General features: G+C 71.8%; 20 protein-coding genes. 9 read left to right on the top strand and 11 right to left on the bottom strand.

The features are described from left to right. Positions 1-160: 160 nt before the first annotated feature. Positions 161-1,492: a DNA polymerase IV gene (locus tag K8W59_RS10455; RefSeq protein WP_223393553.1), complete on the bottom strand. Its 1,332-nt coding sequence runs from the start codon at positions 1,490-1,492 to the stop codon at positions 161-163. Between the two features lie 147 nt (positions 1,493-1,639). Between K8W59_RS10455 and K8W59_RS10450 the strand changes: the two genes are divergently transcribed. Further along, positions 1,640-2,611, top strand: coding sequence for a DUF4192 domain-containing protein (locus tag K8W59_RS10450; RefSeq protein ID WP_223393551.1), 972 nt, complete (start codon positions 1,640-1,642; stop codon positions 2,609-2,611). Between the two features lie 54 nt (positions 2,612-2,665). After that, complete coding sequence (locus K8W59_RS10445; protein ID WP_223393549.1) at positions 2,666-4,129, top strand: glutamate--cysteine ligase; 1,464 nt, start codon at positions 2,666-2,668, stop codon at positions 4,127-4,129. Positions 4,130-4,137: 8 nt separating this feature from the next. Here the strand turns inward: K8W59_RS10445 and K8W59_RS10440 are convergent, their stop codons facing one another. Further along, a complete protein-coding gene (locus tag K8W59_RS10440) occupies positions 4,138-4,554 on the bottom strand; it encodes a hypothetical protein (protein WP_223393547.1) in 417 nt (138 codons plus the stop codon). Between the two features lie 128 nt (positions 4,555-4,682). Between K8W59_RS10440 and K8W59_RS10435 the strand changes: the two genes are divergently transcribed. The 3 genes from K8W59_RS10435 to K8W59_RS10425 all read left to right on the top strand — a co-directional run bounded on the left by K8W59_RS10435 (position 4,683) and on the right by K8W59_RS10425 (position 7,325). Continuing rightward, the gene (locus K8W59_RS10435; protein WP_223393545.1) at positions 4,683-5,084 is read left to right on the top strand and encodes a universal stress protein; all 402 of its coding nucleotides are present in this window, start codon (positions 4,683-4,685) and stop codon (positions 5,082-5,084) included. Between the two features lie 30 nt (positions 5,085-5,114). Then, the gene (locus tag K8W59_RS10430; RefSeq protein WP_223393543.1) at positions 5,115-5,675 is read left to right on the top strand and encodes an HhH-GPD-type base excision DNA repair protein; all 561 of its coding nucleotides are present in this window, start codon (positions 5,115-5,117) and stop codon (positions 5,673-5,675) included. A 123-nt stretch (positions 5,676-5,798) separates the two neighbouring features. Further along, positions 5,799-7,325 (top strand): RNA polymerase sigma factor, encoded by a 1,527-nt coding sequence (locus tag K8W59_RS10425; protein WP_223393541.1) that lies wholly within the window; start codon positions 5,799-5,801, stop codon positions 7,323-7,325. Between the two features lie 221 nt (positions 7,326-7,546). On the opposite strand, the gene K8W59_RS10420 is transcribed toward K8W59_RS10425, so the two are convergent. From K8W59_RS10420 to K8W59_RS10400, 5 genes are all read right to left on the bottom strand, one after another. After that, positions 7,547-7,957, bottom strand: coding sequence for a hypothetical protein (locus K8W59_RS10420; RefSeq protein ID WP_223393539.1), 411 nt, complete (start codon positions 7,955-7,957; stop codon positions 7,547-7,549). 137 nt (positions 7,958-8,094) lie between these two features. Further along, the gene (locus K8W59_RS10415) at positions 8,095-9,435 is read right to left on the bottom strand and encodes a hypothetical protein (protein WP_223393537.1); all 1,341 of its coding nucleotides are present in this window, start codon (positions 9,433-9,435) and stop codon (positions 8,095-8,097) included. Between the two features lie 208 nt (positions 9,436-9,643). Further along, a complete protein-coding gene (locus K8W59_RS10410) occupies positions 9,644-10,489 on the bottom strand; it encodes an EamA family transporter (protein WP_223393535.1) in 846 nt (281 codons plus the stop codon). Then, positions 10,486-10,965 carry a DUF456 domain-containing protein gene (locus tag K8W59_RS10405; RefSeq protein WP_223393533.1) on the bottom strand — a complete coding sequence of 160 codons (480 nt, stop codon included), beginning with the start codon at positions 10,963-10,965 and terminating at the stop codon, positions 10,486-10,488. Before K8W59_RS10405 ends, K8W59_RS10410 begins: the two co-directional genes overlap by 4 nt. Positions 10,966-11,052: 87 nt before the next feature. Next, positions 11,053-11,283, bottom strand: a complete 231-nt coding sequence (locus K8W59_RS10400; RefSeq protein ID WP_223393531.1) for a DUF7455 domain-containing protein — start codon at positions 11,281-11,283, stop codon at positions 11,053-11,055. A gap of 396 nt (positions 11,284-11,679) precedes the next feature. Between K8W59_RS10400 and K8W59_RS10395 the strand changes: the two genes are divergently transcribed. The 3 genes from K8W59_RS10395 (at position 11,680) to K8W59_RS10385 (ending at position 14,206) form a co-directional block, all read left to right on the top strand. Beyond that, a complete protein-coding gene (locus K8W59_RS10395; RefSeq protein ID WP_223399782.1) occupies positions 11,680-13,668 on the top strand; it encodes a DNA gyrase/topoisomerase IV subunit B in 1,989 nt (662 codons plus the stop codon). Between the two features lie 107 nt (positions 13,669-13,775). Continuing rightward, the gene (locus K8W59_RS10390) at positions 13,776-13,916 is read left to right on the top strand and encodes a hypothetical protein (protein WP_223393529.1); all 141 of its coding nucleotides are present in this window, start codon (positions 13,776-13,778) and stop codon (positions 13,914-13,916) included. Beyond that, on the top strand, positions 13,913-14,206 hold the full coding sequence (locus K8W59_RS10385) for a hypothetical protein (protein ID WP_223393527.1): 294 nt from the start codon (positions 13,913-13,915) through the stop codon (positions 14,204-14,206). The genes K8W59_RS10390 and K8W59_RS10385 overlap by 4 nt, the downstream gene beginning before the upstream one ends. Before the next feature lie 163 nt (positions 14,207-14,369). On the opposite strand, the gene K8W59_RS10380 is transcribed toward K8W59_RS10385, so the two are convergent. Further along, positions 14,370-14,864 (bottom strand): beta-class carbonic anhydrase, encoded by a 495-nt coding sequence (locus K8W59_RS10380; RefSeq protein ID WP_223393525.1) that lies wholly within the window; start codon positions 14,862-14,864, stop codon positions 14,370-14,372. 44 nt (positions 14,865-14,908) lie between these two features. Between K8W59_RS10380 and K8W59_RS10375 the strand changes: the two genes are divergently transcribed. Further along, on the top strand, positions 14,909-15,727 hold the full coding sequence (locus K8W59_RS10375; protein ID WP_223393523.1) for an alpha/beta hydrolase-fold protein: 819 nt from the start codon (positions 14,909-14,911) through the stop codon (positions 15,725-15,727). Positions 15,728-15,749: 22 nt separating this feature from the next. On the opposite strand, the gene K8W59_RS10370 is transcribed toward K8W59_RS10375, so the two are convergent. The 3 genes from K8W59_RS10370 to K8W59_RS10360 are packed head-to-tail and all read right to left on the bottom strand — an operon-like array spanning position 15,750 to position 20,678. Then, positions 15,750-17,474, bottom strand: coding sequence for an MFS transporter (locus K8W59_RS10370; RefSeq protein WP_223393521.1), 1,725 nt, complete (start codon positions 17,472-17,474; stop codon positions 15,750-15,752). After that, the gene (locus tag K8W59_RS10365) at positions 17,474-18,199 is read right to left on the bottom strand and encodes an LppX_LprAFG lipoprotein (protein WP_223393519.1); all 726 of its coding nucleotides are present in this window, start codon (positions 18,197-18,199) and stop codon (positions 17,474-17,476) included. Before K8W59_RS10365 ends, K8W59_RS10370 begins: the two co-directional genes overlap by 1 nt. A 4-nt stretch (positions 18,200-18,203) precedes the next feature. Beyond that, positions 18,204-20,678 (bottom strand): DNA gyrase/topoisomerase IV subunit A, encoded by a 2,475-nt coding sequence (locus tag K8W59_RS10360; RefSeq protein ID WP_223393517.1) that lies wholly within the window; start codon positions 20,676-20,678, stop codon positions 18,204-18,206. Positions 20,679-20,704: the final 26 nt, after the last annotated feature.

Here is a 20,704-nt window from a genome sequence, read left to right as displayed (position 1 = left end):
CCGGTGCTTGCACCGGCGACGTCCCGGTGACGGGGATGTCGGAGCCGAGAGACCTGCAGGATCGGTCGGCGCGTCACCACTGTCGACCACCCCGAGGGGCTCCCGGTGCTCATACCACCAGGAGCCCCTCACCTCATTTCGGCAGGTGTCGGGGCGGCGGTCAAGCCCCGGTCGGCTCGTCGGGCTGTTCGCCCGCGTCGGGGAGGTACGGCGCCAGCGCCGGGTCGTCGGCCTTGAAGGACCGCACCGGCCCCGGCGACGTCTGCATCGTCTCGAACCGCACCGTGACCACGCCGCGTCCCGAGCCCCACACCCAGCCGCGGCCGTGCTCGGTGTGCACGACGTCCATGCCCGGCGCCCACGCACGGCGGACCGGCTCCTGCGGCAGCTCCACCTCGGGCTCGGGCTCGTCGGCCTCGGAGCCGAACAGGTCCTCCTGGATCCAGTCGGCCAGCCCGCTCACGCCGACCCCGAGCAGCCGGACGCCGCCGGAGGTGTCCAGGTCGGCCAGCAGGCTGCGCGCGACCCGGGCCACGGTCGGGCCGTGGTCGGTGGGCGAGGGGAGCGTGGCGGACCGGCTGAGGGTGGTGAAGTTGTGCAGGCGCACCTTGATGCTCACCGTGCGCCCCGAGAGCCCCGCCTTGCGCAGCCGGTCGGCGACCTGGCCGGCCTGCCGGGTGAGCAGCCCCTCCATCAGCTTCCGGTCGGCCAGGTCAGTGTCGTAGGTGCCCTCGACGCTGACCGACTTGGTCTCCCGCTCCGCCTGGACCGGCCGGTCGTCGTCCGCGCGGGCCAGGGAGTAGAGCCCGGCGCCGTGCGCCTTGCCCACCAGCCGCACCAGCTCCTCCAGCGAGACCGCCTCGAGCTCCTCGATGGTGTGGATGCCTGCCCGCCGCAACCGCTCGGCGGTCGCCGGGCCCACGCCGGGGATGACGGTGACCGACATCGGCCGCAGCAGCGCCTGCTCGGTCCCGGCAGGGACCACGACCAGGCCGTCGGGCTTGTCCAGGTCGCTGGCGATCTTGGCGACGAACTTCGAGGTGGCGATGCCGACGCTGGCCGTGAGCCCGCCGGTCACCTCCTTGACCCGCGCTCGCAGCGCGTGGGCGAAGCCGGTCAGCGTCTCGGTGTCGTAGTCGGCCAGCCCGGCCGGAGCCAGGTCGACGAACGCCTCGTCCAGGCTGAGCGGCTCCACCAGCGGCGAGACGTCGCGCAGCACCTGCATCACCTGGGCGCTGGTGGCGCGGTAGGCGTGGAAGCGGCCGGAGAGGTACGCCGCGTGCGGGCAGCGCGCGCGTGCCTCGCGGGTGGACATGGCCGAGCGGACGCCGTACACCCGCGCCTCATAGGACGCCGTCGAGACCACCCCGCGCCCGCCGACCCCGCCGACGACGACGGGCTTGCCGCGCAGGCTGGGCTTGTCGCGCTGCTCGACGGCGGCGAAGAACGCATCGAGGTCCAGGTGGAGGACCGAGGCGGTGGTGCGCTTCATCGAGGCTGAAACTACCGGCTCCCGGGGACGGGGTCGTCCGCGGCTCGGGGCCACCTCCCGTCCACAGGGGGTCTCCGGAGCCGGGTTGTCCACAGGCGTGGTCCGGGTGGCTGTCGGCGGGCGCCGGAATGGGGGAGAACTGCTCCCATGACGACGAGACCCGACCCGCCCCTGACCCTTCGTGCCGCCGAGCCGGAGGACGCACTCGCCCTGGTGCCGATCGTGCTCGGCTTCCACCCCGAGGAGTCGGTGACCCTGCTCGGCTTCGGCGGGCGCCCGTCGTTCCACGCCCGGGTCGGCCTGCCCCCTGACTCCCACGGCGTGCCCGCTCTGGTGCAGGCACTGCTGGAGCCGAGCCGGCGTCACGGGGTCCGGGAGCTGATCATCGTGATCCATGCGGCAGAGCCGGGACTTGCGGGAAGGTGTGCCCACGCGCTGGAGCTCGCCTTCGCAGCCGCCGGGATCGACGTATTGCACGTGCTGCGGGCCGACGGCCGGCGATGGTGGCCGCTCATGCGCGGCGTGGTGCCGCTGGGCCATGACGAGGGCGTCGGATACGACGTCCAGGCCCACCCCTTCCTGGCGGCGGCGGTGATGGAGGGGCGGGTCATCTTCGGCTCGCGGGAGGAGCTGGCCCGCAGCCTCGACCCGCGACCTGAGCGGATCCGTGAGGTCGAGACCTTGCTGCGGGGGAGGAGCGACCTGCCAGCGAGCGGGCCGGGCTCGGTGGACGCGCTGGCGGCTCGCTGTCGTGAGGAGGGGCGAGAGCCGGAGGTCCCGGAGGTGGCCTGGCTGCTCGCCGCTCTGGACCACAGGGCCGTCTGGGAGAGCACGTGGTGCGGACTGCACCGCTCCGACACCCTGGCCCAGCTGCGCCTGTGGACGTCGGTGCTGGTGTCGGCTCCGCCGAGTCGCCGTACCCGGCCCGCGCTGCTGGTGACGCTCTCGGCCTGGCTGGCGGGCAACGGCGCGCTGGCCTGGTGCGCCTTCGATCGAGCGACCCCGTCCCCGCGGGACGCCCGGATGGTCGCGTTGGTGCGCCGACTGCTGACAGGGGCGGTGCCGCCGAGTGCGTGGGACGACTTCGCCGGCGGCAGGAGGAGAGGGGAGGCGGGCTGATCCATCCCATCGAGGGCTTGTGCCGGGGCCCCGCCCCGCGCCTAGGGTTCCTGCATGGGCGAAGAGGTCGAGTCACAGCAGTTCACCCGGGCCGACCGGACACGGCACCGGGAGAAGGTCCGGCGCTGCCTCGACGTGTTCGCCCGGATGCTCCGGGAGGCGGCCTTCGACACCGACGACCCGATGACCGGGCTCGAGGTCGAGCTGAACCTGGTCGACGAGAGCGGGAACCCGGCGCTGAAGAACGCCGAGGTGCTCGAGCAGATCGCCGACCCGGACTTCCAGACCGAGCTGGGCCAGTTCAACATCGAGATCAACGTGCCGCCGCGCAAGCTGCGCGAGGACGGGCTGGCGGAGTTCGAGCGCTCGCTGCGGCGCAGCCTCAACGACGCGGAGGACAAGTCCGCGCAGGTCGGGGCCCACCTGGTGATGATCGGCATCCTCCCCACGCTCGGCGAGGGGCACATGACCCCCTCCTCGATCAGCGCCAACCCCCGCTATGCGCTGCTGAGCGAGCAGATCCTCGCCGCCCGCGGCGAGGACATCGAGATCAACATCTCCGGCGCGGAGCGGCTCTCCACGACCTCGGACTCGATCCTGCCCGAGGCCGCGGCTACCAGCACGCAGTTCCACATCCAGACCTCGCCCGACGAGTTCGCCGAGTATTGGAACGCCTCGCAGGTCATCGCGGGAGCGCAGCTCGCGGTGGGCGCGAACTCGCCGTACCTGCTCGGCAAGGAGCTGTGGCCCGAGACCCGGATCCCGCTGTTCGAGCAGGCCACCGACACCCGCTCGGAGGAGCTCAAGGCCCAGGGGGTGCGCCCGCGGGTGTGGTTCGGCGAGCGGTGGATCACCTCGGTCTTCGACCTGTTCGAGGAGAACGTCCGCTACTTCCCCGCGCTGCTGCCGATCACCGACGACGAGGACCCGCTCCAGGTGCTTGAGGAGGGCGGCGTCCCGGGGCTGCACGAGCTGCGGCTGCACAACGGCACCATCTACCGCTGGAACCGGCCGATCTACGACATCGCCGACGGGTCGCCGCACCTGCGGGTGGAGAACCGGCTCCTCGCCGCCGGGCCCACGGTGGTCGACATGATGGCCAACGCCGCGTTCTTCTACGGCCTGGTGCGCAGCCTGGCCGAGAGCGAGCGGCCGATCTGGTCGCAGATGTCGTTCTCCGCCGCGGAGGAGAACTTCCACGTGGCCGCCCAGCAGGGCATCGACGCCCAGATCTACTGGCCCGGCGTCGGCCAGGTCCGGGCGACCGAGCTGATCCTGCGCCGGCTGCTGCCCCTGGCCTACGAGGGTCTCCAGGCGTGGGGCGTCCCGGCGGAGGACCGGGACCGGCTGCTCGGCGTGATCGAGCAGCGCTGCCTGACCGGCACCAACGGCGCGGAGTGGTTCGTCCGCAAGATGCACGAGCGCGGCTCGGAGAAGCGGTACGACGCCCTGCGGGCCGTGCTGCAGGAGTACCGCGAGCACATGCACTCCAACGAGCCCGTGCACACCTGGGACTGACGCTCGGCCTAGTCGTGCTCCCGGGGCCGCCGCCACCGGCGGCCGGCACCGCTGACGGGGTCGTACCACCCGCGCGGGGTGACGACCGCGAAGCGTCCGTCGGCGACCCCGTGCTCGGCCCAGGCCGCACGGACCGGGCCGGTCCATGCGGCGTCCTGGTCGTGCCAGGTGGGCATCCCCGGTCGAGTCAGCCAGACGAGGGCGCACCGGGCGCCGGCCGCGGAGATCAGCGCGGAGGCGATCTCGGTGCGCAGCCCGTGGTCCCAGGCGGTGGCGTCGCCGCCGTGGTGCGCGTCCACCGTCACCAGGGCGCCCTCGGGGAAGCCCGCATGCAGCACCGGGGGAGGGCGCCGGCGGGCGCTGCGGGCGCGCAGCGAGATCACCGCGGCTCGCAGCGCGCGGTCCAGGGCGGCGTCGTACTCCATCGGCACCAGCCTGCCGCAGCAGGGGGCTGCGACGCGCTGCTCTCCACAGGCCGGGGTGCTCCCGTCCGCGCGCCGACTCCGGTAGCGTGCGCCACAGTCACCGATGAGGCGCTGAGGAGGCGAGGTCCGTGGGGACGATCGTGGTGGGCTACGTGCCCAAGGCGGAGGGCGAGGCGGCACTGGACCGCGCCATCGAGGAGGCGAAGCTCCGCGGTTCCCGGATCGTGGTGGTCAACTCCCACCGTGGCGGTGACAGCTTCGACGGCCAGGCCAGCGCGCAGGCCGACGAGCAGATGGCCGCGGTGAAGGCCAAGCTCGAGCAGTCCGGTGTGGAGCACGAGGTGCGCCAGCTGGTGCGCGGCTTCGACCCGTCGGAGGACCTGCTCGCCCTGGCCAAGGACGTCGACGCCGAGTTGGTGGTCATCGGACTGCGCCGTCGGTCCCCGGTCGGGAAGCTGATCCTGGGCTCGAACGCGCAGCGGATCCTGCTGGACGCCACCTGCCCGGTGCTCTCGGTCAAGGCGGACTGACCCGCCCGGCCGGCATGAGAGCATGCGGGCATGGGCTTTCACATCGCGCAGGACGCTGACGCCGACCGGGTGCTGGACGAGCACCCCTTCGCCCTCGTTGCGGGGATGATGCTGGACCAGCAGTTCCCGATGGAGTCGGCCTTCGCGGGCCCGGCGAAGGTGCTGGACCGCTTCGGCAGCCTGGAGCCGGAGGCGATCGCGGCCGCGGACCCCGCGCGCTTCAAGGAGCTGGCCAGCACCCCGCCGGCGATCCATCGCTTCCCCGGGTCGATGGCCGAGCGGATGCAGCAGCTGGCGGCCCACATCGTCGAGGAGTACGACGGCGACACGACCGCGCTGTGGACCGGCGCCGCCGACGGCCGGGACCTGCTGAAGCGGATCCAGGCCATGCCCGGCTTCGGCAAGCAGAAGTCGCAGATCCTGGTGGCGCTGCTGGCCAAGCAGCTCGGCGTGCGCCCCGAGGGCTGGGAGGCCGCGGCGGCCGGCTACGCGGAGGAGGGCTACCAGTCGGTCGCCGACGTGGTCGACGAGGCCAGTCTGCAGAAGGTGCGCGAGACCAAGAAGCAGAAGAAGGCCGCGGCGCGGGCCTGATCGGCACGGTGCTCCTCGACGTGAGTGCCCGGAGTCACCGAACGCCTTGAGCCCGTGGCACAATGAACGACGCGGCTCTTGACGTACCCGGGCTTGGCCGCGCCCCGAAGTCGCTGACGAGAGGTGTTCGTGTCCTCGCACGCACGCAAGAACCTTCCTGCTGAAGTCCTGTCCCACCCGGCACTCGAGGGCCTGGTCCGGGATGGCCGTGAGCGTGGCCACGTCACGCCTGAGCAGGTGCGGCGCGCCAGCGAGGAGGCTGCGGTCCAGCCGCAGCAGCTCAAGTCGCTGCTGGCCCACCTGGGCTCCCTCGACATCACTGTGCATGTGCCGGCCGCCGAGCCCGGCCTGGTGGCCGCCGCCCGGTCGAGCACCACCAAGAAGCCGGCCGCCAAGTCCGCGGCCAAGAAGGCGTCGGCCGACAAGCCCGCGGAGAAGAAGGCGCCCGCCAAGAAGGCCCCGGCCAAGAAGGCCGCGGCGAAGAAGGCGGCTCCTGCGAAGAAGGCGGAGGCCACGGCTCCGGCCAAGAAGGCCGCGGCGAAGAAGACGGCGCCCGCTGCGCCCGCGGAGCCGGTCGTCGGCCCCGACGGCAAGAAGGTGCTGCCGGACATCTCCGACGAGCAGTTCGAGAAGGACGTCGCGACCGACCCGAGCATCAAGCAGGACGAGAAGGAGGCGTCGTTCGTCGTCTCCGCCGCGGACGACACCGACGAGCCCGAGCAGCAGGTCATGGTCGCCGGTGCGACCGCCGACCCGGTCAAGGACTACCTCAAGCAGATCGGCAAGGTCCCGCTCCTCAACGCCGAGATGGAGGTCGAGCTCGCCAAGCGGATCGAGGCCGGCCTCTTCAGCGAGGAGAAGCTCGCCAAGGGCGGGAAGATCACGCCGAAGGTCTTCGAGGAGCTCGAGTGGATCGCCGAGGACGGTCGCCGGGCCAAGAACCACCTGCTCGAGGCGAACCTGCGCCTGGTGGTCTCGCTGGCCAAGCGCTACACCGGCCGCGGCATGCTCTTCCTCGACCTGATCCAGGAGGGCAACCTCGGCCTGATCCGTGCGGTCGAGAAGTTCGACTACACCAAGGGCTACAAGTTCTCGACCTACGCCACCTGGTGGATCCGGCAGGCGATCACCCGGGCGATGGCCGACCAGGCCCGCACCATCCGGATCCCGGTCCACATGGTCGAGGTCATCAACAAGCTCGCCCGCGTCCAGCGGCAGATGCTGCAGGACCTGGGCCGCGAGCCCACTCCGGAGGAGCTGGCCCAGGAGCTCGACATGACCCCCGAGAAGGTCATCGAGGTGCAGAAGTACGGCCGCGAGCCGATCTCCCTGCACACCCCGCTGGGCGAGGACGGCGACTCCGAGTTCGGCGACCTGATCGAGGACTCCGAGGCGATCGTCCCGGCCGACGCGGTCAGCTTCACCCTGCTGCAGGAGCAGCTGCACGCCGTCCTGGACACGCTGTCCGAGCGCGAGGCCGGCGTGGTGTCGATGCGGTTCGGCCTCACCGACGGCCAGCCCAAGACGCTGGACGAGATCGGCAAGGTCTACGGCGTGACCCGTGAGCGGATCCGGCAGATCGAGTCCAAGACCATGTCCAAGCTGCGGCACCCCAGCCGCTCCCAGGTGCTGCGCGACTACCTGGACTGATGCGTCGACGCGTCGCCGACCCGCACCGTCGGACCCTCGCCGACGACCGGACCCAGCCAGGGCGGCCCTGGGCGGCGGATTGCGCGACGCAGACGGCGGCGGTTCCGGCGGGGGCTATGCCGGGGCGAATCCGGGGTGGAACGGCCCCGGCCCGGCGTTCTAGCTTTCTGCCAGACCACGGCGACCAGGGGTGTCGGTTCAGTAGTAGACGCCTGGGTAGGTCATGCGCAGTTGGGCCGTTCGGGCCGCATGCACATCACGACTCGGTCCGGGAGCGTGAGCGTCTGTTCGCGCCCGCCGCTGGTGTAGAGCACTTCGATGTTCGTGCCTTGGGTGGTGGTCTTGCCGGCGCGCAGCTGGAGCACTACCTCGTAGGTGTTCGCTCCCTGGCTGTCGCAGACACGAGTCAGGGTCGTGCCGGTGCTCTTGATGTTCTGGCTGGCGAACCTCCCAGGGACGTCGCCGGCGAGGAGCCTCCCCTCGGCGGCGGGGTTGGGACGTATTGCCCAGTCGGTGACGTCGAGATTTCCGGACTCGAACCTGACGTCGGTGACCTTCACCGTGCCGGGTCGGTCCAGGCAGATGACGTAGGTGCCGTGGACCCAGGGCTGGCCGGGCCTCTTGGCGGGCAACTGCGATTCCATCGGGTTGGCTCCGGGTGAGACCAGCTGTGGCGGACGAGCTCCTGGCCCAGGGTCGACTTCACCTCCCGTTGAGTCGCATCCGGTCACGGCGATGAGGAGGACCGCCACGACGCCCGTGAGTCGCTTCACCTCGGTCCGGCGCTGACTCTGGGGGAGTTCGCCGGGCCAGTCTTGCGGTTGCCGCAGATCTTTCCTCGGCGCTGGAACTTGAACGAGACCCGCACGTCCTGACCGTACCCGGCCTGCGCGGAGAGCGAGATCGGGCCGATGTCCATACCGCCGCCGTAGGTGACGTTCCTAGCTTCCGCGGTGCTCCAGGTCACGCCCTTACCCCTGCGTGTGCAGTTGTGGTACAGCGCGTTGTAGGTGCGCTTCTTGTCGGTGTTGAAGTCGTAGACGCTGTAGGGAACCCACTTGGTCGGCGCGCACGTGTTGAACTTGCGCCGGTAGTTGATCCGGTTGTACATGATGTGGTCGGTCAGTCCCGGGCTGGTGACCGTAATTCCGGTCTTGTACGTCCGGCTCAGGGTGCCGCCCGCCTTCCAGCCGTCGCCGGAATCAACAGCGACGCCGAGGGTGTGCTTGGTCTCCTCGTCCATCCCTTGCCGCAGCGTAGCCTTGGCATACCGCCAGCCGTGCGTGGTCACGAACTTCTCCGGGCGCCTGCGACGCCACCCGTTCCACCAGGTGACGCAGACGGCAGCCTCCTGCGCGGCAGACTCGCTACTCGCGCGGTTTGACTCCGGTCCCAACCGGGCGACCGCCATGCTGGTCAGCTGCGCGGTGCGGCTTCGAGCCACCTCAACGCCTGGTCGCCGGGCGAGCGCCAGCGGATCGAAGGCCGCTGTGCGCGCGGACGCCGGCACGTCAACAGAGTTCCCGCCTGCGGCCCAGACCTTGCTCCGGCCCAGATCGACGGCCAGGACGGGAGCCAGCGTGCGCCCGTTGGTACTTCCGTCGGGCTCAAGCCGGGCAACCCGCCCGTCAGGCACGGGAGCGGTGATGCCCGGGTCGTCGGTTCCCTCCGGGAAGAGCGTGTAGCTCCACGTGGTGCCGGTGCCGCCGTCGTCGAAGACCAGGTCGACGTCGACCTCGCCCTTGGGGCCGCGGTAGTTCGGCGGCAGGTCTTTCAGGGAGCCCCAGATGCGGTAGCTGCCGTCGGCTGCTGTGACGGTCGTCGCGATCGGGCGCATCGCGACCCCCTTGTCACCGGCACGATCCATCGCGGCCAGGGACGGGTTCGCCACCATCGAGACCTTCACCCCACTCTGGCGTCTGCCGTCATCGAGGACGGTGCCGGTGGCCAGCACCGGCGTCGATGGATCGACTGCCGCGCGCGCCGCACTGACCGTGGGCCCGTCCGGGTTGATCAGCCACGCTGTCGCCGCTAAAGCCGCGGCCGTGAACCCGGCGCCGAGGCGACGAGTCTTGGAACTGCCGAACGATGAGACAACCTGCGAAACCACGCCGAGAACACCCCCGCGTCTAACCTCGGCCCGAGGTGGTCGAGGTTTTCAAAGTACTCCGGGCGTGACCCCTGTCAAGGGCCGCATGGACTCCCGTGCTCGGGGACGCGGGGGTCCGACGGCGATGCGGTGCAAACGGTGAGCAGCAGGAGTACGCCGGCCGCCGCGGTTCGCCGTACTCCCTGCATGCCGGTCACGGTAGCGCCGGCTACCCCAGGGCGACGCAGGTGACGGCGACGCCGCACAGCACCATGCCGACGCCCTGCGACCGGTGGATCGGCTCGCGAAGCACGGTGGAGGCGAGCAGCACGGTGAAGGCGGGGTAGAGCGAGGTGATGACGGCGGTGACGGAGAGGTAGGCGCCGTGGCTGGCGATCATGAAGGCCAGGGTGGCGGTCGCGCCGAGCACGCCGCTGACGGCGCCGACGGCCGCCAGCGGGCGCCGGGGGAGCCAGGGCTGGCGGAGTGACATCGCGACCGCGACCACGACCAGTCCGCCGACGACCTGGTTGAGGGCCAGGGGAAGCAGCCCCGCCTCCTCGCCGATCTGGGCGAGGGCGACGAAGAGCAGGCCGAAGCCGAGCCCGGCCAGGAGGCCGTCGCCCAGCCCGCCCGCGGCGGCACGGGGGACGTCGCCGGACGCGGTGGAGTCCGGTTCCCGGGAGACCAGCCAGATGCCCGGGAGGGCCAGCACGATGCCGAGCCAGACCAGCAGGGCCGGCCGCTCACCGAGGCCGACCCCGGCCAGCACCGGCACCATCGCCGCGCCGACGCCCGACACCGGTGCCACCACGCCCATCCGGCCCGAGGAGAGCCCGCGGTAGAGGAACGCCGTACCGAAGCCGTTGGCCACGCCCGCGACCAGCGCCCACCCCAGATCGGCGGCGGTGGGGTCGCCGGGCAGCAGGAGCCCGGCCACCAGGACGACGACCCCGCCGCCGAGCTGCGCCACCAGCGCGACCGTCCAGGCGCTCACCCGCTGGGAGACCACCCCGCCCACGAAGTCGCTCAGCCCGTAGGCGAGCGCGGCGCCTAGCGCCAGCAGGACGCTCACGGCGCGGTGTTCAGCACCCCGGCGACCCACACCCCGGTCGCGACGACCGCCGAGAGCAGCTCGATCAGGATGCTCAGTCCGACGGCGCGCAGCGCCGCGACGGTGGACCGGCCGGCCTCGGAGCCGCCGACCCGGATCCTCTCCGCGACGTAGACCCCCAGCGGGAAGCCGAGGAGGGCGCCGACCACCGGGATGACGAAGAAGCCGACGACCGCGCCGACGGCGCCGATGAGCAGGGTGCGTGTGGGCACGGTGGCCTTGAGCCGCCGGCCCGGGACGAGGTACTTCACCACCTGGCCGACCAGCAGGACGCCGATCGCCGCGGCCAGGAACCACCAGGCGGTCGAGGTGCCCTTGTCGATCGCCCACACCACCATGACGCCGCCGACCAGCAGTACCCCGGGCAGGACCGGCACGATGATGCCGGCGATGCCGACGACGATGGCGAGCGCGACGACGATCTCCAGGGCGGTCACGCCGCGACTATCGCACAGCGGCACCCGAAAATGCCGGGAGCCCCGGACCGAGGCGGTCCGGGGCTCCCGTGCGGTCTCGGGGGAGACTCAGCGCTCGTCCTCGGGGGCCGACGCGGGCGTGTTCTCCAGCTTGTGGGTCTCGTCCTGCACGTGGCTGGCGATCTCGCGCAGCGCATCGCCGTGCTCGCGTGCGTGGTGAGCGCAGAAGAGCAGCTCTCCACCGCTCTGGAGCTCGACGCGAAGGTAGGCCTGCGCGCCGCAACGGTCGCAGCGGTCAGACGCCGTCAGTGCGGCTGCGGGGGCAACGGCAGTAGTCACATCGGCCTCTTTTCTTCCATCGGTGTCACCGGGTCCAACGTACCCAGCACGGTGAAAGATTCCCCGTGCGGGTCCCTGTGCCCAGGGACACACCCATCTCATCATGAGGAGTGCTGCGCCGTCCGGGTTTGTCCCCAGATCGAGACGGATCGGGCGGCGATCGTGCCTGTGTGCTGTTGTGACGCTCACCGTAGCCCGCGGGTTGCCACGGGTCGGGCAGCGTGCCTTCACGGAGTGCCGGCGTGTCGCCGGTATGTTCGAGGGGTACGACGACCCCTTCGCCCCGGCCCGGCCGGGACGTGCACCGCCAGGAGCAGCACCATCGCCGACAACACCTACAACGCCGCCCATCTCCTCGTGCTCGAGGGCCTCGAAGCGGTCCGCAAGCGGCCGGGGATGTACATCGGCTCCACCGACACCCGCGGTCTCATGCACTGCGTCTGGGAGATCATCGACAACGGGGTGGACGAGGCGCTGGGCGACCACGCCAAGCGGGTCGAGGTGACGCTGCACGCCGACGGCTCGGTGGAGGTGTACGACGACGGCCGGGGCATCCCGACCGACAAGGAGCCCAAGACCGGGCTGCCCGGCGTCGAGGTGGTCGCGACCAAGCTGCACGCCGGCGGCAAGTTCGGCGGCGGCTCCTACAACGCCAGCGGCGGCCTGCACGGCGTCGGCCTGTCGGTCGTCAACGCCCTGGCCGCCCGGATGGACATCGACGTCGACCGCTCGCCCAGCCAGCAGGGCATCAGCTTCCGCCGCGGCGTCCCCGGCGTGTTCTCCGGCGACGGGCCGGACGCGCCGTTCGAGGCGAAGTCGGGCCTGACCCGCAAGGGCAAGCGGGTCGCCAAGGGCAAGACCGGCACCCGGATCCGGTTCTGGCCGGATCGGCAGATCTTCACCAAGGACGCCGGCATCGACCTCGAGGGGCTGCTGGGGCGGGCTCGGCAGACCTCCTTCATCGTGCCCGGGCTCGAGCTGGTCGTGCGCGACCAGCGGGGCGAGACCTGGAGCGAGGAGAAGTTCCGCCACGACGGCGGCATCGCCGAGTTCGCCGAGTTCCTCGCCCACGACGAGCCCGTGACCGGGGTGCTGCGGCTCCAGGGCTCCGACACCTTCACCGAGACCGTCCCGCTGCTGGACGAGCAGGGCCACATGACCCCGCAGGACGTCGAGCGCGAGCTCGGTGTGGGCGTGGCCGTGCGGTGGGGCACCGGCTATGAGAGCGCCGTGCGCTCCTTCGTCAACGTGATCGCCACCCCGAAGGGCGGCACCCACGTCGCCGGCTTCGAGGCCGCGCTGACCAAGGCGTTCAACGACGCGATGCGGTCCACCAAGGCGTTGAAGGTCAACGACGCCGACGTCGTCAAGGACGACGTGCTCGAGGGGATGACCGCGGTCGTGGCGGTGCGGCTCGCCGAGCCGCAGTTCGAGGGGCAGACCAAGGAGATCCTCGGCACGCCGGCCGTGCGCTCCGCCGTACGCAAGATCGTGCTGGCCGAGCTCGGGAAGTTCCTCACCTCCAGCAAGCGTGCGGAGAAGGCGCAGGCCAAGCTGGTGATGGAGAAGGTCGCCAACGCCGCCAAGGTGCGGCAGGCCGCCCGGCAGCACAAGGAGACCCAGCGGCGGAAGAACGCCCTGGAGTCCTCCGCGCTGCCGGCCAAGCTGCGGGACTGCCGGTCGGCCGACAACGAGCGCACCGAGCTGTTCATCGTCGAGGGCGACTCGGCGCTCGGCACCGCGCTGGCGGCGCGGAACTCCGAGTTCCAGGCGCTGCTGCCGATCCGCGGCAAGATCCTCAACGTGCAGAAGGCCTCGGTGGCCGACATGCTCAAGAACGCCGAGTGCGCCTCGATCATCCAGGTCGTCGGCGCCGGCTCGGGGCGGACCTTCGAGATCGACGCCGCCCGCTACGGCCGGATCATCTTCATGGCCGACGCGGACTCCGACGGGGCGCACATCCGGTGCCTGCTGGCCACGCTGTTCTTCAAGTACATGCCGGATCTGGTCACCCAGGGGCGGATCTTCTCCGCCGTGCCGCCGCTGCACCGGATCGAGCTGACCAACCCCAAGCGCGGGATGGACAAGTACGTCTACACCTACTCCGACGTCGAGCTGCAGCGGAAGCTGGCGGAGCTGAAGAAGAAGGGCGTGCGGTGGAAGGACCCGGTCCAGCGCTACAAGGGGCTGGGCGAGATGGACGCCGATCAGCTCGCCGAGACCACCATGGACCCCCGGCACCGGACCCTGCGGCGGCTCACCGCCGAGGACGCCGAGGCCGCCGCGGAGGTCTTCGAGCTGCTGATGGGCTCCGAGGTCGCGCCGCGCAAGGAGTTCCTGGTCCAGGGCGCCTACGAGGTCGACGTGGAGGCGCTGGACGCGTGAGGGCCGGGGTGTGCGGCGAGGTCCCGCCGCCGACCGGTGCGCGGGTGTATGTTCCCGCACGAGGTCCTGTCGCGTCGGGGCGGCGGGCACGGGGGAAGGTGCACGGCATGGACGGGCAGACACCGAGGTTCGGCGTTCGGGTGTTGCAGCGGGTCGGGCAGTGCCTTGCTGTGAGCGCGCTGTTCTTGTGGGTGGCGGCTGTCGGGATGCTGCGGAACGAGGGGCAGCCCGTGGAGGTGCGGTCGTGAGCGAGCAGACGGAGACCAGGAGGAGCGATGGGCTGGGCTGGCGGGTGCTGAGCCGGGTGACCGTCGGGCTCTACGCGGGCGCGGCCCTGGCCGCGGTCGTCGCCGTGCTCGTGACCCAGCGCGACCCGGTGACGGTCACCGATGCCGCGGGCAACGACCAGGTCCTGGCCAGCGACCTGCCGATCCTGCTGGCGGTGCTGGCCGGGGTGCTGCTGATCCAGGCGGTCGGGCTGCACCTGCTGCGCCGTACCGTCGAGCGAGAAGCGCGCGCCTGGCGGCCGCGGTCGTAGGCGACCCACCCGGCTTGCTCACCGGGCCATCGGCCCCACCCGCGTGCCCGGGCCATGCGTAGACGCGCGGGCACAACCTCGCGTTCGGCGGGCGGCTGAGCGGGGCCACGCGGGCGAGCGGGGACTTCTGCCAGTGCGTCGACGACGACTGGCGGGCGCAGTCCTAGACGACCTGCTCCAGCAGGCCCGTGTCGACGTCGTAGAGGAAGCCCCCGACCTTCACGCTCTCCGGGATCAGGGGGTGCGAGCGGACCTTGCGCACGTCCTCGCCGAGGGCGGCGCGCTGGTCGTCGATCACCCCGAAGCGCATCCAGGTGGCGTCCTGTCCCGAGGACTCGCTGACCCGCTCCCGCAGCTCGGCCTCGCTCGAGGAGGCCACCGCGCAGCGGGTGTGCGGCACGATCAGCACCCGGTCCACGCCGAGGAGGTGCGCGCCGAGGACCAGGGCCTCGAGCGCCTCGGGGGTGACCCGGCCGCCCGGGTTGCGGAACATCTTGGCGTCGCCGTGGCTCAGCCCGAGCATCCGCAGCGGGTCGATCCGGCTGTCCATGCAGGTCACGATGGCGACGCCTGCGCGGGCCACACCGTCGAAGTCGGAGTCGGTGAACTCGGCGGCGTAGGCACGGTTGGCGTCCAGCAGGTCCTCGAAGTCGCTCACAGGCCGACCGTAGTGCAGGCTCCTCGGGTGCGACCATGGTGTCCATGCCCACACCGTCGCTGAGTCGCCGGGCCCTGCTGGCGGCCCTCGGGCTCGGCGCCGTCGGTGCCCCGGGCGCGGCGTGCTCCGAAGATGGTGGGTCGTGGCGGGTCGAGCAGGGCACGCTGGAGAGCGAGTACGCCGTCGGGGGCGCGGCCGGCTGGTTCCTGGCCCGGCCGCCCGGCGGAGGCGCCGTACCCCTGATCGTGCTGTTGCACGGAACCGCGCAGAGCGCTGAGCAGGTGTTGCAGGACCGCGGTGTGGTGGCCGCGGCCGAGCGAGCCGGGTTGCGCATGGCGCTGGCGGCGATCGACGCGGAGAGCTCGTACTGGCACGCGCGCGACGACGGCTCGGACACCGGGGCCCTGGTGTTGGACGCCTTCTTGCCGCTGTTGGCCGAGCGGGGCGTCGACACCGCGCGGCCCGCCTGGTTCGGCTGGTCGATGGGCGGCTTCGGTGCGCTGCTGCTCGCCTCCCGGCTGGAGGCGTCCGGCAGCCGCAGTGGGCCGGTCCTGATGTCGAGCCCGGCGATCTGGCCGTCCTGGCGGGCCGCGGAGGGGACGATCCCCGGCGCGTTCGACACCGGCGCGGACTGGCGGCGGCAGATGGAGCTGCTCGCGGACCCGCTGCGGGCGCCGATCCGGATCGACGTGGGGCGCAGCGACCCCTTCCTGCCCGCGGTTCGGGCGTGGGCAGAGCGGCGGGAGGTCGACGTACGCGTGGCCCCCGGCGGGCATTCCCCGGGCTTCAGCACCCGCCTGCTACCCGAGCAGCTGCGCTGGCTGGGCCGCCGTACCTCCTCCCGCCGACTGGAGGTGAAGTAGCGCCGACTCGGCAGTCAGGGGGTCAGACGGGGGTGGGAGGGGTTGTTGCCTGGCGGGTGGGGGCGCCGCGGAAGAGGAGGAGGGCGAGGAGGGCGGCCAGGGTGGCGCAGGCGGCGGCGCCGAGGAAGACGGTCTGCTCCTGCGCGATGCCGGCGAGCTTGAGCAGCTCGGTGTACTCCGCGCACCGGCTCCGGCCGCCGCAGACGTCCTGGAGGGGAGGTACGGCGGCCTGCTCGGCGTAGTAGCGGCGCAGGCCCAGGGTGGTGAGCGCCGAGATCCCGACCAGCATGCCGACCATCCGGCACACCACCACCAGCGCGCTGACCAGCCCGTGGCTGTCGTCGTCGGTGCTGGCCAGCGCGGCGGCGTTGACCGGCGCCAGCGCCAGCCCGAAGCCCAGCCCGCCCAGCACCAGCGCCACCGTCGCCGAGGGCGCCCGCAGCGACTCCAGCCCCCACTGCGACATCAGCACGAACGCCACGGCGGCCAGGATCATCCCGACAGCCGTCACGACGCCCGCGGGCAGAACGCGGGTGAGGTAGCCCCCGATCACGGCGCCCACCGGGAGCGCGACGAGGAAGCGGACCAGGACCAGCGCGGCATCCAACTGGGAGTCGGGATAGATCGTGGTCCGGGCGAACAGCGGGATGTCGATCAGCGCGGCGATGAGCGCGGCGCCGACGAAGAAGCTGACCAGCAGCGCACCCCACGCCGGCCGGGCAACCAGCGCCCCGCGCGGGACCAGCGGAGCCTCCGCTCGACGCAGGTGGACGGCGAACAGGACCGCGGCCACGGCCGCTCCGAGCAGGAACCAGAGCCCGTTCTCGCTGAAGACCTGAACCTCCGGATCCGCGGTGGCGAACGCCAGGATCACCCCACCCAGGGCCACCCCTGCCAGCAGCGAGCCGACCAGGTCCGCCTCGCGAGCCGCAGCGAACCAGGCGCGCAGGTCGACCAACGGCCGCTGCGCGGTCAGCCAGCGCACGACGGTGAGGAGTACGGCGACGCCGGCGATCGCCCCCATCGGGGTCAGCCACCGGTCTCCGCCCTCGGTGAACGGCACATAGAGGGCGCCCCAGGTCAGGTCCTGCATGATCATCGCCGGGCGCAGGAACACCAGCGCGAGGGCGACCGTCGCCACGATCAGCAGCAGGAGCCCCGGCCAGTCGAACCGCCCGGTGCGCGGCTCGGGGGCGGGAGCGGCGGCTCGGATGGCCACGGCCAGCACCACGCCCACGGCCAGGTTCAGCACGAAGATCGCCCGCCAGTCGGCCACCGCCAACACGACCGCGCCCAGCAACGGCCCCAGGACCGAGCCGATCTCCTGCACCGCGGACACGATGCCGAGCGGCAGCCCGCGGCGGTGGGCGGGATACAGGTCCGCGACCAGCCCGAGCGTGGCGGGCACCAGGGCCCCACCCCCGACCCCCTGCAGGAACCGGCCCGCCACCATGGACGGCAGGTCGTAGGCCACGGCCGTCGCCAGCGACCCGACGGCGAAGACGACCAGCCCCATCACGAGCACCGGCACCCGGCCGCGCAGATCCGCGATCCGGCCGATCATCGGCAGCATGGCGACGTACCCCAGGAGGAACCCGGAGACGATCGGGGCCGCCCGCTGGAGCTCGTCGATCGGGATGCCGACGCTGCCCATCATGTCCGGCAGCGCGAGCACCACGACATAGGTGTCCGCGGCCGCGAAGGCCACCGCCACCGAGGCGAGGGCCAGCAGCACCCGGGCCGGCATCAGCCCCGGCTGGCGGTCGTGGGGGCGGTGATCTGCTGGGTCACGCCGTACTCGTCGAGGTTGAGTTGGTAGGTCATCTCCGGCGCCGAGGGGTAGAAGACGCCGGTGAAGCTGGCCTCGCGCAGCTCGTCGTCATCGGTGATCTGGTACTCCACGTCGAAGGAGTCGCCGGAGCTGCTGGGGATCACCTTCTTCATCGCCGTGCCCGGCACCGACCCGGTGTAGGTGGTCAGCACCTCGGAGTTGTCGGTGCCGCCGCGCACGCTGCGCCCCTCCCGCACCCCGGAGGTGGCGGGCAGCAGGGAGGAGAAGCCGGAGTCGCCGGTGATCAGGCCGGCGGGGTCGGGCGCGCCGTACTCCTTCGGGTCGATCTTCGACCAGCCCGTGGTCAGCGGCAGCTGGGCGTAGACCGTGTCGTCGACCGCCACGACCGGGACCTCCACGGCCGTGCCCGCGAAGTTGACGCTGATCGTGCCGTCGAAGGCGGGCGCGTTCGTGGCCACGCCGTCCGCTGCCGTGATCCCGTCCACGCCCTCGGGCAGGGAGGGCGTGCTCAGCCGCAGCCGCACTCCCGAGGTGGAGTCCAGCGTCCGTGCGGCCGCCGCGACGACCTGCTCGGGGCTGCGCTCCGCGGCTCCCTCGCCGCCGTCGTCACCGGAGCATCCGGCGGCGGCGAGCAGGAGGGGGAGGGAGGCGACGACGGCGAGAGTACGGCGCACGCGCATGGCCTCAGCCTTCCACACCGGCATCGGCGGGGACCCGAGCGGCCACCGGTCCCGCACAGGCCGCGATCGGTTGGCTCCCCGGCACACCGCTGCCGTCGCGCTTGCCCGTCGCGTCCGGCAGCTCGACCGGGGCGCCGCTGGCCGCACAGGCCCGAGCCGGCGCCGGCCCGGCCCACGCGAAGACCAGCGTGTCCTCGCCCTTGAGGAAGCGATGGCACCGCACGCCGCCGGTGGCCCGCCCCTTCGCGGGGTACTCGCCGAACGGGGTCACCTTCACCGACCCGGCCTCGGTGCCCGGGAGGGCGGTCGAGGAGCCGGCCGCGGTGACCACGACCGCGTCGGAGGGGTCGAAGGCGCCGAAGGAGACGGCGCTGTGCCCCGCCCCCAGCTTCACGCCCGCGATGCCCCCGCCGCCGCGACCCTGGGGCCGGACCAGCGAGGCGCTGAAGTGGAGCAGCGCGGCGTCGGAGGTGATGAAGCAGCACTCCTCCTCGCCCGTCGTGAGCTCGACGGCGCCGACCAGCTCGTCGTCGTCCTTGAGCGAGATCACCTCCCACTCCGGGCGGCCGAGCACCTCGGGGTTGACCCGCTTGACCACGCCGTGCCGGGTCCCGAGCGCGAGCCCGGGGCCCTCGGAGCCGAGCGAGGTGAGCGCCAGTGCGCGCTCCTCCCCGTCGAGGACCAGCATCTCGGTGACCGGCAGCCCGCCCTGGAGGTTCGGGTCGTTGGCCGACGGCGGCAGCTCCGGCAGGTCCAGCACGTCCAGCTTGAGCAGCCGGCCGCGGGTGGTGATCACCCCGATCTCGCCGCGCTTGGTGGTCAGCACCACCGAGGCGACCACGTCGTGGTTGGTGCGGCCCTCGCCGGTGCCGGGGGCGTCGGCGTTCGCCGAGCGGGCCAGCAGCCCGGTGGCGGAGAGGAAGGCGAAGCAGGGGTCGTCGGCGACCTCCAGCGGGGTGGCCGCGGCCGCGGTGGCCTGGCTGCCCGCCGAGGCGAGCAGCACGGTGCGGCGGGGGGTGCCGTAGGTCTTGGCGACCTCGCCGAGCTCGTCGGAGACGACCTTCTTCAGCAGCGCCTCGTCGGCGAGGATCGCGTCCAGCTCCTCGATCTCCCGCTCCAGCTCGGACTGCTCCTTCTCCAGCTCGATCCGGGAGAACTTCGTCAGCCGGCGCAGCTGCATCTCCAGGATGTAGGTGGCCTGCGGCTCGGTCAGGTCGAAGACCGACATCAGCCGCTCGCGGGCCTCGCCGGCGTCCTCGCTGGAGCGGATCAGCTGGATCACCTCGTCGATGTCCAGGATCGCGATGAGCAGCCCCTCGACCAGGTGCAGCCGGTCGGCGGCCTTGGCCCGGCGGAACGCCGTACGGCGGCGCACCACGTCGAAGCGGTGGTCCAAGAAGACCTGGAGCAGCTCGCGCAGGCCCAGCGTGCGGGGCTGCCCGTCGACCAGGGCGACGGCGTTGATGGAGAACGACTCCTCCAGCGGCGTCTGCTTGTAGAGCTGCTCGAGCAGCACGTCGGGGTTGATGCCGTTCTTCACCTCGATCACCAGCCGCAGCCCCTGGGCGCGGTCGGAGAGGTCCTTGATGTCGGCGATGCCGGAGAGCTTCTTGGCCTGGACCAGGGCCTTGATCCGCTCGGTGACCTTCTCCACGCCGACGGCGTAGGGGAGCTCGGTGATCACGATGCCCTTGCGGCGCCCGACGGTCTCGACCCGGGCGGTGGCCCGCATCCGGAAGCTGCCGCGCCCGGCCTCGTAGGCGTCCCGGATCCCGTCCAGGCCGACGATCTTGCCGCCCGACGGCAGGTCGGGGCCGGGCACGAACCGCATCAGGTCGTCGACCGAGGCGTCGGGCCTCTTGATCAGGTGTCGCAGCGCCTGCACGACCTCGACCAGGTTGTGCGGCGCCATGTTGGTGGCCATGCCGACGGCGATGCCGGTCGTGCCGTTGACCACCAGGTTGGGGATCGCGGCGGGGAGGACGGTGGGCTCGTACTCCCGGGAGTCGTAGTTGGGCTTGAAGTCGACCGTGTCCTCCTCGATCGACCCGGTCATCGCCACCGCCGCCGGGCCCATCCGGCACTCGGTGTAGCGCATCGCCGCGGGGCCGCTGTCCAGCGACCCGAAGTTGCCGTGGCCGTCGACCATCGGCAGCCGCATCGACCAACTCTGCGCCATCCGCACCAGGGCGTCGTAGATCGCGCCGTCGCCGTGCGGGTGCAGACGACCCATGACCTCACCGACCACGCGCGCGGACTTCACGTGCCCGCGGTCGGGGCGCAGGCTCATCTGATCCATCGTGTAGAGGATCCGCCGCTGGACCGGCTTCAGACCGTCCCGGGCGTCGGGGAGGGCGCGGGAGTAGATGACGGAGTAGGCGTACTCCAGGAAGGACGTCTCCATCTCGTCCCGGATGTCGGTGTCGAGGATGTTCTCCTCGAAGTCCTCCGGCGGCGGGACCTTGCTGCGTGTTGCCATGGGCGCATTCTCTCCGGTGTCGTCCC

Origin of the sequence: Nocardioides rotundus, from assembly GCF_019931675.1 — a bacterium.
Classification (GTDB): Bacteria; Actinomycetota; Actinomycetes; order Propionibacteriales; family Nocardioidaceae; genus Nocardioides; species Nocardioides rotundus.
Note: the sequence above shows the minus strand (reverse complement) of the source record. Positions and strands in the feature narration are given on the sequence as shown.

What these genes read in the sequence shown, in the direction of transcription:
- K8W59_RS10455 (WP_223393553.1), bottom strand. Translation starts at nt 1,492, where the DNA reads ATGAAGCGCACCACCGCCTCGGTCCTCCACCTGGACCTCGATGCGTTC.
- K8W59_RS10450 (WP_223393551.1), top strand. Translation starts at nt 1,640, where the DNA reads ATGACGACGAGACCCGACCCGCCCCTGACCCTTCGTGCCGCCGAGCCG.
- K8W59_RS10445 (WP_223393549.1), top strand. Translation starts at nt 2,666, where the DNA reads ATGGGCGAAGAGGTCGAGTCACAGCAGTTCACCCGGGCCGACCGGACA.
- K8W59_RS10440 (WP_223393547.1), bottom strand. Translation starts at nt 4,554, where the DNA reads ATGGAGTACGACGCCGCCCTGGACCGCGCGCTGCGAGCCGCGGTGATC.
- K8W59_RS10430 (WP_223393543.1), top strand. Translation starts at nt 5,115, where the DNA reads ATGGGCTTTCACATCGCGCAGGACGCTGACGCCGACCGGGTGCTGGAC.
- K8W59_RS10395 (WP_223399782.1), top strand. Translation starts at nt 11,680, where the DNA reads ATGTACATCGGCTCCACCGACACCCGCGGTCTCATGCACTGCGTCTGG.
- K8W59_RS10390 (WP_223393529.1), top strand. Translation starts at nt 13,776, where the DNA reads ATGGACGGGCAGACACCGAGGTTCGGCGTTCGGGTGTTGCAGCGGGTC.
- K8W59_RS10375 (WP_223393523.1), top strand. Translation starts at nt 14,909, where the DNA reads ATGCCCACACCGTCGCTGAGTCGCCGGGCCCTGCTGGCGGCCCTCGGG.
- K8W59_RS10370 (WP_223393521.1), bottom strand. Translation starts at nt 17,474, where the DNA reads ATGCCGGCCCGGGTGCTGCTGGCCCTCGCCTCGGTGGCGGTGGCCTTC.
- K8W59_RS10365 (WP_223393519.1), bottom strand. Translation starts at nt 18,199, where the DNA reads ATGCGCGTGCGCCGTACTCTCGCCGTCGTCGCCTCCCTCCCCCTCCTG.
- K8W59_RS10360 (WP_223393517.1), bottom strand. Translation starts at nt 20,678, where the DNA reads ATGGCAACACGCAGCAAGGTCCCGCCGCCGGAGGACTTCGAGGAGAAC.